Source organism: Paenirhodobacter ferrireducens, from assembly GCF_004022265.1.
Taxonomy (GTDB): domain Bacteria; phylum Pseudomonadota; class Alphaproteobacteria; order Rhodobacterales; family Rhodobacteraceae; genus Rhodobacter; species Rhodobacter ferrireducens.
This window is the reverse complement of sequence record NZ_SAVB01000002.1, coordinates 41,039-56,554: the sequence shown is the minus strand read 5'-3', so window position 1 is coordinate 56,554 and position 15,516 is coordinate 41,039. Positions and strand designations below refer to the sequence as shown.

At 67.0% G+C, this 15,516-nt stretch carries 11 protein-coding genes; 5 read left to right on the top strand and 6 right to left on the bottom strand.

Annotated elements, in window-relative coordinates; translation table 11 throughout:
* Window positions 1–94: 94 nt before the first annotated feature.
* From EOW65_RS01755 to lipA, 4 genes are all read right to left on the bottom strand, one after another.
* Window positions 95–1,711 (bottom strand): Hint domain-containing protein, encoded by a 1,617-nt coding sequence (locus EOW65_RS01755; protein ID WP_164879960.1) that lies wholly within the window; start codon window positions 1,709–1,711, stop codon window positions 95–97.
* A 153-nt stretch (window positions 1,712–1,864) separates the two neighbouring features.
* Complete coding sequence (locus EOW65_RS01750; protein WP_164879959.1) at window positions 1,865–2,959, bottom strand: Hint domain-containing protein; 1,095 nt, start codon at window positions 2,957–2,959, stop codon at window positions 1,865–1,867.
* A gap of 331 nt (window positions 2,960–3,290) precedes the next feature.
* Window positions 3,291–7,253, bottom strand: a complete 3,963-nt coding sequence (locus EOW65_RS20185; protein WP_240664446.1) for a Hint domain-containing protein — start codon at window positions 7,251–7,253, stop codon at window positions 3,291–3,293.
* 799 nt (window positions 7,254–8,052) lie between these two features.
* On the bottom strand, window positions 8,053–9,003 hold the full coding sequence (gene lipA / locus EOW65_RS01725; RefSeq protein ID WP_128147292.1) for a lipoyl synthase: 951 nt from the start codon (window positions 9,001–9,003) through the stop codon (window positions 8,053–8,055).
* A 258-nt stretch (window positions 9,004–9,261) separates the two neighbouring features.
* Between lipA and EOW65_RS01720 the strand changes: the two genes are divergently transcribed.
* On the top strand, window positions 9,262–9,945 hold the full coding sequence (locus EOW65_RS01720) for an aquaporin (protein WP_128147291.1): 684 nt from the start codon (window positions 9,262–9,264) through the stop codon (window positions 9,943–9,945).
* A gap of 165 nt (window positions 9,946–10,110) precedes the next feature.
* Window positions 10,111–10,659, top strand: coding sequence for a peroxiredoxin (locus EOW65_RS01715; RefSeq protein ID WP_128147290.1), 549 nt, complete (start codon window positions 10,111–10,113; stop codon window positions 10,657–10,659).
* Between the two features lie 252 nt (window positions 10,660–10,911).
* Here EOW65_RS01715 and aroB read toward each other — a convergent pair whose 3' ends face one another.
* Window positions 10,912–12,021 (bottom strand): 3-dehydroquinate synthase, encoded by a 1,110-nt coding sequence (gene aroB, locus EOW65_RS01710; protein WP_128147289.1) that lies wholly within the window; start codon window positions 12,019–12,021, stop codon window positions 10,912–10,914.
* Entirely contained in the window at window positions 12,014–12,568 is a 555-nt protein-coding gene (locus EOW65_RS01705; RefSeq protein ID WP_128147460.1) for a shikimate kinase, read from the bottom strand. Before EOW65_RS01705 ends, aroB begins: the two co-directional genes overlap by 8 nt.
* Window positions 12,569–12,648: 80 nt before the next feature.
* Here EOW65_RS01705 and EOW65_RS01700 point away from each other — a divergent pair, with 80 nt between their 5' ends.
* The 3 genes from EOW65_RS01700 to EOW65_RS01690 are packed head-to-tail and all read left to right on the top strand — an operon-like array spanning window position 12,649 to window position 15,507.
* Window positions 12,649–12,996 (top strand): hypothetical protein, encoded by a 348-nt coding sequence (locus EOW65_RS01700; RefSeq protein ID WP_128147288.1) that lies wholly within the window; start codon window positions 12,649–12,651, stop codon window positions 12,994–12,996.
* Window positions 12,986–14,560 carry a hypothetical protein gene (locus tag EOW65_RS01695; RefSeq protein ID WP_240664445.1) on the top strand — a complete coding sequence of 525 codons (1,575 nt, stop codon included), beginning with the start codon at window positions 12,986–12,988 and terminating at the stop codon, window positions 14,558–14,560. The genes EOW65_RS01700 and EOW65_RS01695 overlap by 11 nt, the downstream gene beginning before the upstream one ends.
* Window positions 14,557–15,507 (top strand): site-specific tyrosine recombinase XerD, encoded by a 951-nt coding sequence (locus EOW65_RS01690; RefSeq protein ID WP_128147286.1) that lies wholly within the window; start codon window positions 14,557–14,559, stop codon window positions 15,505–15,507. Before EOW65_RS01695 ends, EOW65_RS01690 begins: the two co-directional genes overlap by 4 nt.
* Window positions 15,508–15,516: the final 9 nt, after the last annotated feature.

Sequence of the window (15,516 nt, the reverse complement as noted above, 5' to 3'; positions counted from 1 at the left end):
AGCGAAGCCCGGCCCGGACGGGGGGAGGAAGGGGCAGCGCCGGGCGGGCGCCCGTTTCCCGGGCATGACCGCCCGGGTTTTGGGCAGGCCCTGCTCAGGCCGCCATCAGCACCCGCACCTCGTGGCGCTTGAGCGACAGCCGCGCCGTCTCCCAGCTACCGTCGCCGGCCCGCTTGCGCAGCGCGGGGAAGAGAGAGAAAAGCTCGTCGCGCTGCGGCGCATCCATGCTGCCGAGCGACAGGTCCCCGGGCTGGAAGCTTTCGGTCCAGGCGCCGTTTGCCAGGATGATCTCGTGGCTGTCGAACAGCAGGTGCAGATAGCTGACCCTGTCCACCTCGAGCCGCTCGACCCCCGGCGTACCGACCAGATGCAGCGCCGCCGCCAGCACCTCGGCCTCGCCGAAGAGAAGCTCGGCGCGCGGACCGGTCAGCAGCATCCGGTGCTGCGGCGAGACGATCATGTCGGCCTCGGGCATCGAGGGGCCAAGCGCATCGCGGCGGATGCGCACCGGCTGCAACTGCGGGCGCAGCATCAGTTCGACCCGGCCGAGATCGCGCCGGCCGGTCCAGCGGATCGTCTGATAGCCGTTGTCGCGGGTCAGCACCCGCATGCCGACGACCAGTTCCTCGACTGCGACGGGGCCCTGGTTCGTCTCGATCAGCGTGCCGGGGGTAAAGCAGGGCACGACCTGCACGTTCTCGATGTTCGAGAAGGTGGTGGTGGTGCCGTTCGCCCAGCGGATGATGCCGCTTTCGCCGCTCGGGTCGTTCGGATCATAGATCACCCGCGCGCGGCCGTTCAGGATCAGCGTGTCCCGATCGCTGCCGTCGGCGTCTTCCTCGCCGTTGATGACCGCGGTGTCGCCGTAATCGACGACAATCGTGTCGCTGCCGGTGCCACCGTCGTAGATGTCACCGCCATCGCCACCGACGATATAGTCGTTGCCGGCACCGCCATAGATCGTGTCATTGCCGCCGTCGCCATAGAGCACGTCGGCCCCGTCGCCGCCGTCGATGTAATCGGCGCCATCGCCGCCGTGGATGGTGTCGTTGCCGGTGCCACCAAAGATGGAATCGTCGCCGGTGCCACCATAGAGCAGATCATTGTCGGCCCCGCCGTCGATAAGGTCGTTGCCGCTTCCGCCGTAGATCGTGTCCCTGCCCGTCTCGCCATAAAGCGAGTCATCGCCGCCCGCCCCGTCGAGGTAGTCATTGCCCGCCCCGGCATAGAAGACGTTGGTATAGGCGTCGCCCGGCACGGTGCTGGACCCGTCGAAGCCGACCAGCGTGTCGTTATAGGCCGAGCCATAGATCCCGTCGACGCCCGAGAGCGTGTCGCCCGCCGCGTCGCCGCCGCTGGCCGCTCCGCTGGCGAGGTTGACGTTCACCCCCGCGCCGGAATCGGAATAGTCGGCATAGTCCATCCCCGAACCGCCGTTCAGGACGTCGGAACCGGAACCACCATGCAGCGTGTCATCGCCCGCGCCCCCCAGCAGCGAGTCATTGCCGGTGCCGCCATCGAGAGAATCGTTGCCGTCATTGCCGTTGAGCGTGTCGTTGCCGCCATAACCCTTGATCGTGTCGGCAGAGGAAGTCCCGTTGAGCGTGTTGCTCCAGTTGTTCCCGTTGATCGTCGCCATGCTCACTCCACCATCACGCAACCGCTCGACGCAGCATTTCGCGATGAAGATCGCGGCCGGCGGTGGCAACACAGCGTCGGCGGCAAGGCAATTCCGCGATGGCTTTGTGGCGGAAAGGTGGCCACGGACAGAGGCGGCACAACGACGAAAGCCGCCCGGCCCCACATCATCGTGGCAGGCCGGGCGGCGGATTGGTCAACAGTCCGTTTCGATTTGCGAAACGCCTCAGGCGCGGCGCAGCATCGCGGCCTCGTGGCGCTTCAGCGTCTTGCGGGCGGCGACATAGCCCTGGCGACCGGCCTTCTCGCGCAATTCGGGGAACAGCGTGAAGATCTCGGTTCGCTGCTCGCGGCCCATGCTGTCGAGGGTCTGGTCGCCGGGCTGGAAGCTCTCGGTCCAGGTGCCGTCGGCCAGCACCACCTCGTGGCGGTCGAACATGAAGTGGATGTAGCTGGTGCCCAGCGTCTCGATGGCCTTCACGCCGACATTGTCGACCAGATGCTTGGCCGCGACCAGCACCTCGTGCTCCTCGAAATAAAGCGAGGTGCGCTCGTTCGAGACCAGCATGCGGTGGTTGGGCGAGACCATCATGTCGCGTTCGGGCAGGCCGCGGCCAAGCGCGCCGGCGCGGATCAGCACCGGGCGCAGGTTCGGCGAGACGGCCAGCTCGGCCGCCGAGAGGTCACGCTGACCGGTCCAGCGGATCTCCTGGATGCCGTTGTCGCGGGTCAGCACCTTGTCGCCGGGGCGCAGGCTCTCGACCGGCTTCTCGCCGCCGGGCGTGGCGATCATCGCGCCGGGGGTGAAGCAGGGCACGAACTTCTCGATGTCGTGGTAGTTGATGTTCGCCCACTCGTTCGTGGTCGAATTGTAAAGCTGGATCTGGCCGTTGAACCCGGGCTGGCCGTTGGTCTCGGGGTTCTTGACGAAGTTCTTGATCTCGAAGCCCTGCTGCAGCAGCGCCGAGAAGTCGAGCGTGTCAAAGTCCTTGCCGCCGCAATCGCCGTCCACCGTGGTGTTCAGCGTGCCACCACAGGCGTCCGGCGTCGACGACAGGTTCACAATGAAGACGTCCTCGTCGTCACCGCCATCCAGCACGTCGTTGTCGCCGCCGCCATAGATGGTGTCGTCGCCATCGCCGCCATAGACCTTGTCATAACCGTCGCCGGCATAGATCAGGTCGTCGCCATTGCCGCCATAGATGGTGTCATTCCCGGCCTTGCCGACGATCGTGTCGTCGCCATTTCCGCCCGAGATGTAATCTGCGCCGTTGGTACCGACGAGTGAGTCGTCACCATTACTTCCCGGAATCCAGGCCATGAGCATCCTCGAAATTGATCGCTGAAGGGCGGCTCACGGTGCACACTGCTCTGGGCCCGCGATGCTCGAATTAAGGAAACATTAAGGCATTTTGCAGACGCAGAGAAGACGTCAGACGGGTGAAAACGCGATTATCTATGCGACTGGTTAATATTGCGGCATTTCTGGGGCGAACATAAAACAATCGCGGGAACGCCCGAGTGTCGTTTCCAAAATGACGACGATCTACACTCCTCCCGCCACATCCGTGACGAATCGCCACAGGCCGTTTCGCCGCAAGACGACGGCGCCCGAGGATGCCCGGGCGCCGTCCTGTCCGTTCCGGCGCCGCTCAGCGGTGCATCAGCAGCTGCGCCTCGTGCCGCTTCAGCGTCTTGCGCGCCGCACCATAGGCCTTGCGGCCCTCGTGGTTCTGCAGCTCGGGGAAGAGCTCGTAGATCTCCGCCCGCTGCGCATTGCCCATGCCGCCAAGCGCCTGGTCGCCGGGCTGGAAGCTTTCGGTCCAGGCGCCGTTCGCCAGCACCACCTCGTGGCGGTCGAACATGAAGTGGATGTAGCTGGTGCCCAGCGTCTCGACCGGCTTGATGCCGATGTTGTCGACCAGGTGCTTCGCCGCGACCAGCACCTCGTGCTCCTCGAAGTAGAGCGCGGTGCGCTCGCTCGAGACCAGCATCCGGTGGTTCGGCGAGACCATCATGTCGCGCTCGGGCAGGCCGTTGCCAAGCGCGCCGGCACGGATCAGCACCGGCTTCAGGTGGTGGGCCATCATCAGTTCGGCACGGTTCAGGTCGCGCCGGCCGGCCCAGCGGATCTCCTGGATGCCGTTGTCGCGGGTGATGACCTTGTCGCCGGGCTGCAGCTCCTCGACCAGCCGCTCGCCCTTCGGCGTCGCGACCAGCGTGCCGGGGGTGAAGCAGGGCACGATCTGCTCGATGTTGCGGAATTCCATCGAGCCGGTGACGTTGCCGTAGTCATCCAGGAACTGCACGGTGCCGTTCTCGTGGTCGGGCGTCGTGTAGATGATGTTCAGGTGGTCGCGGCCGACGCCGCTGAGATCGAGCACGTCCCAGTCGGAGTTGTCCGGGTCCTCGTTGCCGTCGACGAAGTCGTGGTTGCCGTCGTCGATCGAGCCGACGATGAAGGTGTCGCTGCCAAGGCCACCGATCAGCGTATCGACGCCCTGCCCGCCGGTCAGCGTGTCATTGCCGGCGCCGCCGTCAAGGCTGTCCTGGCCCTGGCCGCCGGTGAGCAGGTCGTCGCCGTCCTCGCCGAAGATCCGGTCGTCGCCGTCGCCGCCATTGGCGATGTCGTTGCCGGCGCCGGCGTGGATCGTGTCCTGCCCGGTGCCGCCCTCGATGCTGTCGTCGCCCTCGCCGCCGGTGATGCTGTCATCGCCCTCGCCGCCGATCAGCGTGTCGTTGCCGGCACCGCCGTCGATGGTGTCTGAGGCCGCACCGCCGTCGATGGAGTCGTCGCCGTCGCCGCCGATCAGCGTGTCATTGCCTTCGCCGCCCTCGATCGTGTCATTGTCGATGCCGCCGTCGATGTAATCGTCGCCGCCGTCGCCATAGAGCATGTCGTTGTCATCGGCACCGTAGATGACATCGTTGCCGTCGCCGCCGTGGATCGTGTCCATGCCGTTGTCCGGGCGCAGGTCGGTGGCATCCGGGACGTTCAGCGAATCCGGATAGCCCGGCGCCAGCCCGCCATAGATGGTGTCATTGCCCGAGCCGCCGAAGATCAGGTCCGAGCCCTCGGCGCCGACGATGACGTCGTTACCGTCGCCGCCCAGCACGGTGTCGTCGTCGCAGCCCGCGTCGATCGAGTCATTGCCGGTGCCGCCCTCGACATAATCGGCATCATCGCCGGTGCTGATCGTGTCATTGCCGCCACCGCCATAGACGGTGTCGCGGTCGTTCCCGGGATCGGTATCGCCCGGGAACAGGCCCGGATAGCCGCGGTCGGGGGCATAGTTCGAAAGCCCGTCGGGGCCGGTGGTGATGACGTCATCGCCATCGCCGCCATCGACGAGATCGTTGCCCGCCCCGCCCGAGAGCACGTCGGCATCGTTGCCGCCCTCGATCGTGTCGTTGCCCTCGCCGCCCGAGATCGTGTCTTTCCCCTCGCCGCCGATCAGGCTGTCATCGCCCGCCTCGCCGAAGATCGAGTCATTGCCGAGGTCGCCCCAGACGGTGTCGTCGCCCAGGCCCGCATAGACGGTGTCGTTGCCGGCGCCGGCCAGAACCCGGTCATCATTTGCCGCATCGCCCGGCAGGATCGCGTCATTGTGGTCGATCATGTCGCCTTCGGGGTCGCCGGTATAGGCGGTGTCGATCAGATCGTCGCCCGAGGTGCCCTCGACATAGCCGTCGCCCTGGTCGGTGATCACGTTCTCGATGTTGACGAAATCGAGCGTGCCGACGACGTTGCCGTCGGTGTCGAGGAAGCTGACCGTGCCGTTTTCGGGGTTGGCGTTGTCATAGGCGATGCTGACCGGGCCCGCGCCGGTGAGGTCGAGCACGTCATAATCGTCGCCGCCCTCGCCGCCGTCGATGTGGTCGCCCACGCCCTCCGCGGCCGAGCCGACAAGGAAGGTGTCGCGGTCGTCGCCGCCCGAGAGGTGGTCCGCCCCGGCCCCGCCCGCGATCAGGTCGTTGCCGCCCTGGCCGAGGATGGTGTCATCGCCCTCGCCGCCCAGAAGCGTGTCGTTGCCCTCTTCGTCATCGGTCGCCGCGGTGGTGGTGGCGGTGATGTCGGTGATGGTGATCGCCTGGTCGGTCGGGCCGCCGTTGTCGTAATCGATCACGATGCGTGCGACGTTGCCCTCGATCTGCACCAACACCGAGCCCGCCTGCGAGGCAGAGGTCAGCGAGCCGTTGTCGACGTTCTGACCGGTCACGGTATTGCCCGAGACGGTCTGCCCGCCCTCGGGCGTGTAGGTCACCGGCAGCAGGTTGCCGTTCGCATCATAGGCGTAAACCGTGACGATATCGCGGTGGTAATCCGAGCTGGTGCCCTGATCGAGATCGTTGATCCGGAACGAGACGTTCGAGATCGCATCGCCATAGGCGGCGTCGTTCGAGGCGAAGCTCAGCGTGGTGGTCGAGGTGTTGTCGATCCCGCCCTCGCCGCCGCAGCCGTAAAGCCGCAGCCCGCCCGAGGAGGACAGCCCGTCGCCGCTTTCGACATATTGCGTCTCGTTGGTGACGGTCGCGGTGGCGCCCTGATCCTGCGCCTCGAAACCGAAGGTGACGGTCACGCCGCCCATGTCGGCGGTGGCGCCGTTCGAAATGCCACAGCCCGAGCTGCCGAAATCCGACCAGTCGAGGGTCAGCGCCGCGCCCGCGCCCGCCCCCGTGGTGTCGCCGCCATCGCCCTCGATGTAATCGTTGCCCGCGCCGCCCTCGATGGAGTCATTGCCCGAGCCGCCGTACAGGCTGTCGTCACCGCCAGCGCCGGCGATCGTGTCGTCGCCGCCATTACCGTAGAAGACGTTGGTGAAGGTGTCGGCCGTCGTCGTGCCCTGCTGGTCGAAGCCCACCAGGCTGTCGCCATAGGCCGAGCCGATCACCCCGTCGATGCCGCCGGCGATCGAGTCGCCCGCGGCGTCACCGCCCGAGAGCACGCCGGTCGCGAGGTCGACCGAGACGCCGCCGGTCGAGTCCGAATAGTCGATCAGGTCGAGGCCCTGGTTGCCCTCGAAAGTGTCGTTGCCGGCCCCGCCGTGGAGCGTGTCATCGCCCTTGCCGCCCGAGAGATAGTCGTCGCCCGCCCCGCCATCGAGGCTGTCGTTGCCGTCCTGGCCATAGACCTCGTCGTTGCCCGCGCCGGCCAGGACCGTGTCATTGCCGGCGCCCGCCTGCACGATGTCGTCGTTGCCGGTCTCGCCGGGCAGGATCGCATCATTGTGGTCGATCCTGTCGCCGTCGGGGTCGCCGGTATAGGCGAGGTCGATCAGATCGTCACCCGTGGTGCCCGAGACGATGCCGTCCGAGGTCGGCTCGCAGACGGTGACGGTGGCGGTGGCGGTGTCATAGCCGCCGTGGCCATCCGAGATCTGATAGGTGATCGTCGCCTCGCCCGAGAAGCCCGCGGCGGGGGTGAAGGTGATCGAGCCGTCCGGGTTCACCGCAACCGTGCCGTGGCTCGCCGTCGGCGTGCCGGAGATGCTGATCCGGTCGCAATCGGGGTCATAGTCGTTCGCGAGCACGTTGATCGTCACCGCCGTGTTGTAGGCGGTGCTCGCGGTATCGTCGCGCGCAACCGGATCGTGATTGCTGATAATCCAGGTCATGGCAGCCTCTCCTTCGCCCGCCGGACCTTGCGGCCCGGCTTTCCCTCGGCGCGCAACGGCGACGCCTGTGACACACACCGGAGTCTCTCGCGATCCTCCGGACGATTCTCACGGCGCAGCTATGCGTCAACGCGCGGGTTCGGGGTGCAATGGACCATCCCGCAAATGCGCGGGTGACGACCTCGACGTCATTTCAAAGGCGTTTCGGGGCCAAAGCTGCCCCCGAACATTGGCAGCACCATTCACGAACCAGTGCGCATCAGCGGATGCATCACCGTAACCTGGCCGCCCCCGCGGCCCGTTGCCCCCCAGTTGGGCAGCCCGGTGATAGCGCCCCATCCGACCTCCGGAAAAGGGCAAACTTGCCTTATTCTTGCCAAATTTCAGGCGGGGTTCCGCTGCGGCTCGCCGCAATTGCGAAAATCTCCTCCTCCCTCGGCGCGGGATTGTTTCCGTTTCCGGCATCATTGCGGCGCCCCCGGAAGCGCAGCTTTGCCTTCTTTACCAATCATTAACCGACACAGCCGCACCCGACTGCCGCTTGCCAGCCCCGATGCCAGACCGAAATCCGCGCATGATTAAGAAACAATGAACAGCATCATTCGTTTCCGAAACAGGATCTATTTCATCGCCATTCGGGAACAATCCGTCCCGATCGATTGTGCACAAATCAACTTCAAATGCGAAACGGGGCAGGGTTTGTCGCCCTGCCCCTCCGGCTCACGCCGAATCACGTTTTTGGAACCTGGCCGCCAAGACCGTCTGCCGCGCCGCGGTGCGGGCGGCACTGGCCCTCGGCTCAGCCGCGGCCGAGCTTCTCGAGACGGGCCGCGCGCAGCCGGGCGAAGTCGTCACCGGCGTGATAGCTCGAGCGGGTCAGCGGCGTCGCCGAGACCATCAGGAAGCCCTTACCATAGGCGGAGCGCTCGTACTCCCCGAACTCGTCGGGCGTCACGAAACGGTCGACGGCATGGTGCTTGGGCGTCGGCTGCAGATATTGGCCGATGGTCAGGAAGTCGATATCGGCGGCGCGCATGTCGTCCATCACCTGCTTCACCTCCATCGCGCTCTCACCCAGCCCGACCATGATCCCCGACTTGGTGAACATGCCCGGATCGAGCTCCTTCACCCGCTGCAGCAGCCGCAGCGAATGGAAGTAGCGCGCGCCCGGACGCACCTCGGGGTAGAGCCCCGGCACCGTCTCGAGGTTGTGGTTGAACACGTCGGGACGCGCCTCGACCACCTTTTCCAGCGCCTCGGGGCGGCATTTCAGGAAGTCGGGGGTCAGGATCTCGATCGTGGTGTCGGGTGCGCGGTGGCGCACGGCGCGGATCGTCTGGGCGAAATGCTCGGCGCCGCCATCCTCGAGATCGTCGCGGTCGACCGAGGTGATGACGACATGCTTCAGGCCAAGCGTCTGCACGGCATGGGCGACGCGCCCCGGCTCGAACACGTCGAGCGCGTCGGGCCGGCCGGTCGCGACGTTGCAGAAGGAACAGCCGCGGGTGCAGACCTCGCCCATGATCATCATCGTGGCGTGGCCCTGGCTCCAGCACTCGCCGACATTCGGACAGCCCGCTTCTTCGCAGACGGTGACCAGCTTGTTCGACTTCAGGATCTCGCGGGTGTCCTTGTAGCCCTGCGAGGTCGGCGCCTTGACCCGGATCCAGTCCGGCTTCTTCGGCTGCGCATGATCGGGACGATGCGCCTTCTCGGGGTGACGCTGGCCGGGAAGTTTCAGGTCGCGCATCGGGGACATCCTTTCCGATCGTAGGTGCCCCTCACATAGGATGAAACTGCCCGGGATGCAATTTCCGCGCGCGTCAGTCCCCGCCCCTCGCGATGCGGACCGGCCCTTGCGGCAAGGATGACGTTACAGGACCTGGGGAGCGCGGGTGCAGCTTTCCCACTAACACGGGCCCCGAATTCCACCATACTCGGCGCCTGTATGCGGCCGCGCGGCCCTGCCAGCGGTAGTTTGGTGAAACGTAAAGGGACAGATCATTCCATGAAGAAAGCAACGGCAGAATTCCTCGGCACCTTCATCTTGGTGTTCTTCGGCGTGGGCTCGGCGGTGCTGATGGGCAGTCATATCGGCATGCAGGGCATCGCGATCGCCTTCGGTTTGTCGATCGTCGCCGCAGCCTACGGGCTTGGTGCGATCTCGGGCGCGCATCTCAACCCCGCGGTCTCGCTCGGCGTGCTGCTCGCCGGCCGGATGAGCGCGGCCGAGTTCCTGACCTATGTCGTCGCACAGATTTTCGGCGCGATCGTCGGCGCCTTCGCGATCTATGTGATCGCCACCGGCAAGGCCGATTACGCGATCGCGACGAACGGGCTTGGCCAGAATGGTTTCGGCCTCGGCTACAATGGTGGCTATTCGATGGGCGCTGCACTGGTTTTTGAAACGGTGGCGACCTTCCTCTTCGTCACCGTGATCCTCGGCGTGACCGGCGCCGGCGCGCCGGCGGGCTTTGCCGGCCTTGCCATCGGCCTCACCCTCACCGGCATCCACCTGGTCGGCATCGACGTCACCGGCGTTTCGGTGAACCCCGCGCGTTCGATCGGGCCGGCGCTCTTCGTCGGCGGCACGGCGCTCGCGCAGCTGTGGCTCTTCATCGTCGCGCCGCTGGTCGGCGGTGCGCTTGCCGGAATCGCGCATCGCGCCGGGCTGACCAGCGCCGAGGCCTGAACCCGCTTCCCCGCAAGACCCGAAACGGGCGGCCTGGCCGCCCGTTTTTCATGCGCACTTCGCCGCGGCGCAGCCTTTTTTCGCTGCAAGTGCAAGGTCAGCCATTGTGACGGGACTATCGTTGTCTTAGAACGATTCCAGAAAATGCCAGATCAGGAGAGACCCATGCAGGCTGGTTCCAAGCTTCCCGAAGTCACCTTCCACACCCGCGTCCGCGACGAGAGCGTCGGCGGCCCGAACCCGTTCCGCTGGGAGGACAAGACCACCGCCGATTACTTCGCGGGCAAGCGCGTCGTACTCTTCGCGCTGCCGGGCGCCTTCACCCCGACCTGCTCGACCTACCAGCTGCCGGGCTACGAGAAGGGCTTCGGCGATTTCGCCGCGCTCGGCATCGACGCGATCTACTGCCTTGCGGTCAACGACAGCTTCGTGATGAACCAGTGGGCGAAGGCTCAGGGGCTTGAGAATGTCGCCGTGATCCCGGACGGCTCGGGCGAGTTCACCCGTCGCGTCGGCATGCTGGTGCGCAAGGACAACCTCGGCTTCGGTCTGCGCTCGTGGCGCTATGCCGCGGTGGTCAACGACGGTGTGGTCGAGGCCTGGTTCGAGGAACCCGGCCTGATGGACAATTGCCCGGATGACCCCTACGGCGTGTCCTCGCCGGAAACCGTTCTGGGCTGGCTGCGCGAAGCCGGCAAGGAACAGGCGGCCTGAGTCGTCACCGCTGTCGCGCCCCCGGGAAAGGGCGCGAACGGGAAGGGCCGGAGGGAAACCTCCGGCCCTTTTTCATCCGCCGTGCATGCCGGGCGCGGGCGCAAGGGGGCGCTGCCCCCTCTTGGCTGCGCCAATTCACCCCCGAGGTATTTCCGGAAAGGAGAAAGCGCAAAGGGTCTTCCGCTTCCAATTGCCGCAAATATCCCGGGGGTGAGGGCGAAGCCCGAGGGGGCAGCGCCCCCTGCCCGGCTCTCAGCCGCGCGCCGCGAGCGCCTCCTCGAGCAGCCGCTTCAGCACGTCGTGCGGCACGTCCGAGGTGACGAAAGCCTCGCCGATGCCGCGCGCGAGGATGAAGCGCATCTTGCCGTCGAGCACCTTCTTGTCCTGTGCCATCAGCGCAATGAGCCCCTCGGCATCGGGCAGATCGCCCGGGATGTCGGCGAGATCCGTCTTCATCCCCATCGCCTTGAGATGCGCGCGCACCCGCGACGGCGCCTCCTGGCTGCACAGGCCAAGCCGCTGGCTCAGCTCGAAGGCGAGCGCGCAGCCGATCGCCACGCCCTCGCCATGCAAGAGCCGGTCGCCATAGCCCGTCGCCGCCTCGAGCGCGTGACAGAAGGTGTGGCCAAGGTTCAGCAGGGCGCGGTCGCCCTCTTCCGTCTCGTCGCGCGCAACGATCTCGGCCTTCATCTCGACCGAGCGCTTCACCGCCATCTGCCGCGCCGCGAGGTCGCCCGCGGCGAGCTTCGGCCCCATGTCCTCGAGCCATTCGAAGAAGAGCGGGTCGCCCAGCAGCCCGTATTTCACCACCTCGCCATAGCCCGCGAGGAAATCGCGCGCGGTGAGCGTGCCCAGAAGCGCGATGTCCGCAAGCACCAGCGAGGGCTGATGGAAGGCGCCGATCAGGTTCTTGCCGGCCTTGACGTTGATGCCGGTCTTGCCGCCGACCGAGCTGTCGACCTGGGCGAGCAGCGTCGTCGGGATCTGCACGAAGCGCACGCCGCGGCGCAGGATCGCGGCGGCAAAGCCGACGAGATCGCCGATCACGCCCCCGCCGAAGGCGATGACCACGTCCTTGCGCTCGACCTTCTGTTCCAGAAGCCATTCGCAGGCGCGCTCGAGCGAGGCCCAGCATTTCGTGCCCTCGCCCGCCGGCAGGGCGAGCGACACCATCTCGATGTCCCCAAGCCCTGCGCGCAGCGCGTCAAGATGCAGCGCGCCGACCGTCTCGTCGGTGATCACCGCAACGCGCGGACGGCGCAGAAGCGGCGCGATCTCGGCGCCGGCCCCGGCGATCAGCCCCGCGCCGAGACGCACGTCATAGGACCTCGATCCCAGCTCGACCCGAACCGTCTCACGCATCCCGTTCCTCCTCGAAAACTCCGCCGCGCGCGCGCAGCGCCTCGACGACCTTCTGTGCCATGTCCTCGATCGACAGACCCGGCTCGGCCCCGACCGCCACCTGCGCCAGCGCATAGACCGGTTCGCGCGTCTCGAACAGCTCGCTCAGCGTGCGCTTCGGATCGGCCGTGCGCAGCAACGGCCGGGTGTTCTTGTGCCGCACCCGCTGCCACAGGAGCTCGAGCCCCGCCTGCAGCCAGACCGAGACACCGAGACGCGCGATCATCTCGCGGTTCGCCGCGCTCATGAAGGCGCCGCCGCCGGTCGAGACGACGGCCGGCGGGCCCGAGAGCAGGCGGGCAATCACCTCACTTTCGCGGGCGCGGAAGAAGGGCTCGCCGTCGCGGGCGAAGATCTCGGCCACCGACATCTGCGCCGCCTTCACGATCTCTTCGTCGCTGTCGAGGAAGGGCACACCCAGAGTGCGCGCAAGCGCCGTGCCGACCGCGGTCTTGCCCGCCCCCATCATGCCGACGAGCACGATCGTGCGGGTCAGTTTCGGGGGCATCTGCGGCGCCGGGCGCGGGCCGTGCGGGCTCTCTTCGGTCAAGCGGTCCTCCCTCGTCGCGCCCGGGCGGAGTGCCGCCGATGCGCGGGCGCTTGCGCAAACGTGAATTCCGGCCCCCTGAATGGCGTGATCTTCGGCGAAATGCCATATATAATCTTTGCGAGTTTCCGCCGCAGGGCGTATCGGGGCGGCGCAGACCGCGCGTCGCGGCATGCCGCGATCTCCGGGACGTCCGGCGCGGAGGGCAAAACATCGAGCAAGAAGAAACGGAAGACGGACTTATGGGGCGTATTTTTCAGGCCATCGCGATTCTCCTGGTTTTTGCCGTGCTTGCGGTCATTGGCTATGCCTATTTCGGCGACATGCATCCTCAGACCGGCGAGCAGCGGCTCGAGGTCACATTGCCGGGGAATGCGGGTGGCAACTGAGCGTGGCCGCATCTTCCTGCTGCTGACCACCCTGGCCCTGCCCGGCACGGCACAGGCCGAAGGCGAGCCGCTTTCGGCGATCGACTGGTTGTCGCGTTCGGTTGTGACGCCGGCCGCGATGGCGCCGCACAGCCTTGCGGTGCCCGGCGCACGCCCGGGCGAGCCGCCGGTGAGCAGCGGTGTGACGAATGAATCCGTCTCGGTGATGTCGCTCGACCGGCCGACGGCGAACGCGCTCGGCCTTGTGCCGGCGGCACGCACCGGGCTGCCGCGCGATCTGTGGGGGGACACGGCCGAGGCGCAGCTGGCTGCGGCGCTGCGCAAGGAGCGCATCGACACCCTGCCCTCGATTCAGGCCTTCCTGATGGAGTTGCTGCTCGCCGAACTCGATCCGCCGCGGGTGCCCGCGCCGGCTGGGCACAATGTGCTCTTCCTCGCCCGCATCGACCGGTTGCTCGACATGGGCGCGCTGGAACAGGCGATGGCGCTGCTGGAACAGGCCGATGCCACCGACCCCGAGGTCTTCCGCCGCCGCTTCGACGTGGCGCTGCTGCTCGGCGAGGAAAACAAGGCCTGCGAGATCATGGAGAAGACGCCGCGCCTGGCACCGTCCTTCCCGGCGCGGATCTTCTGCCTTGCCCGGTCGGGCGACTGGCAGACGGCGGCGCTGAGCTTTGGCACCGGCCGCGCGCTCGGCCAGATCGACCCTGAAACCGCCGACCTGCTCGAGCGCTTCCTCGAGCCCGAGCTCGCGGATGGCGCCGAGGACCTGCCGCCGCCCTCGCGCCCCTCGCCGCTCGTCTTCCGGATGATGGAGGCGATCGGCCAGCCGATGTCGACGAACAGCCTGCCGGTGGCCTTCGCCCAGGCCGATCTGCGCTCGAACACCGGCTGGAAGGCACAGCTCGAGGCGGCCGAGCGGCTGACCCGGATGGGGGTGCTCGATCCGAACCAGCTGCTGGGCCTTTACACCCAGGACAAGGCCGCGGCCTCGGGCGGGGTGTGGGACCGGGTCACGCTGATCTCGGCCTTCGATGCCGCGCTGAACACCAATGACCCCGACCGCGTGGCGCAGCTTCTGCCCGGGCTCTGGGACGCGATGCAGGCGCAGGAGCTGGAACCGGCGCTGGCCACGATCTATGGCGAACAGCTTGCCGCGATGAACCTGCCGGGCGCGGCGGGCAGCATCGCCTTCCGTCTCGGCCTGCTGAGCCCGGGCTATGAAAAGGTCGCCCGCGCCCATGAGCCGGCCGATGCCGACGAGCGGCTGCTGTGCGGCATCGCCCAGGGCTCGACCGGCGGCATGCCGGCGCAGGACCAGCTTGGCCTGATGCTGAAGCACGTCTTCGACGCCCCCACCACGACAGTGCCCCCGGCCTATGCCGAGATGATGCCGAACCGTCAGGGCGAGGCCCTGCTGTCCGCCGTCGACGACATCACCGAAGGCGCGAAGGGCGACTACCGCCGTGTCGAAAGCGGGCTCGACCTGATGCGGCTGAGCGGGCTGGAAGAGGTCGCACGCCGCGCCGCGCTGGAAATGGTGATCCTGGAGCGCAACGGATGAGCGCCCCGCCAAACGCCCGCTGGATCGCCACCTTTCTCGAGGCGCAGGCGGCCGAGGCCGGTGCCGCGCGCAACACGATCCTGAGCTATGGCCGCGACCTGAACGATTTCCTCGGCTTCGTCGAAGCGCGGGAGCTTGCCTTTGCCACGCTCGGGCGCGAGACGGTCGAGGAGTACCTCGTGCGCTGCGAGGCCGAAGGGCTGGCGAAGTCGACGCGCGCGCGGCGGCTCTCGGCGATCCGTCAGCTCTTTCGCTTCGCCTATGAGGAAGGCTGGCGCGCCGACAACCCGACGCTGCGCATCACCGGCCCCGGCAAGGCGCAGCGGTTGCCGAAGACGCTGAGCCTCGAGGAGGTCGAAGCGCTGCTCGAGGCGGCGCGCGATCAGGGCCAGTCGCTGTCCGAGCAGATCCGCAACCGCTGCCTGATGGAACTGCTTTACGCCACCGGCATGCGGGTGAGCGAGCTCGTCTCGCTGCCGGTCGCGGCGGCGCGTGGCAATCCGGCGATGCTGCTGATCCGCGGCAAGGGCGGCAAGGAGCGGATGGTGCCGCTTTCCCCGCCCGCGCGCGAGGCGCTGAGCGCGTGGCTGAAGACCCGCGACACGGCCGAGGAAGAGGCGCGGCTGAGCCGGCGCGTGCCGCCCTCGCGCTTCCTCTTCCCGTCAAGCGCAAAGGAAGGTCACCTGACCCGGCAAGGCTTTCACGGGCTTCTCAAGGACATTGCGGTCGCGGCCGGGGTCAGCCCGGCCCGGGTCACGCCGCACGTTCTGCGCCACGCCTTCGCCACGCATCTGCTGCAGGGCGGCGCCGATCTGCGCGCGATCCAGATGTTGCTCGGCCACGCCGATCTCTCGACCACCGAGATCTATACCCACGTCCTCGACGAGCGGCTGAAGGAACTGGTCCTTGGCCACCACCCGCTCGCCGGCAGCCCCGGCGGCTCTTGAACGGAGCGC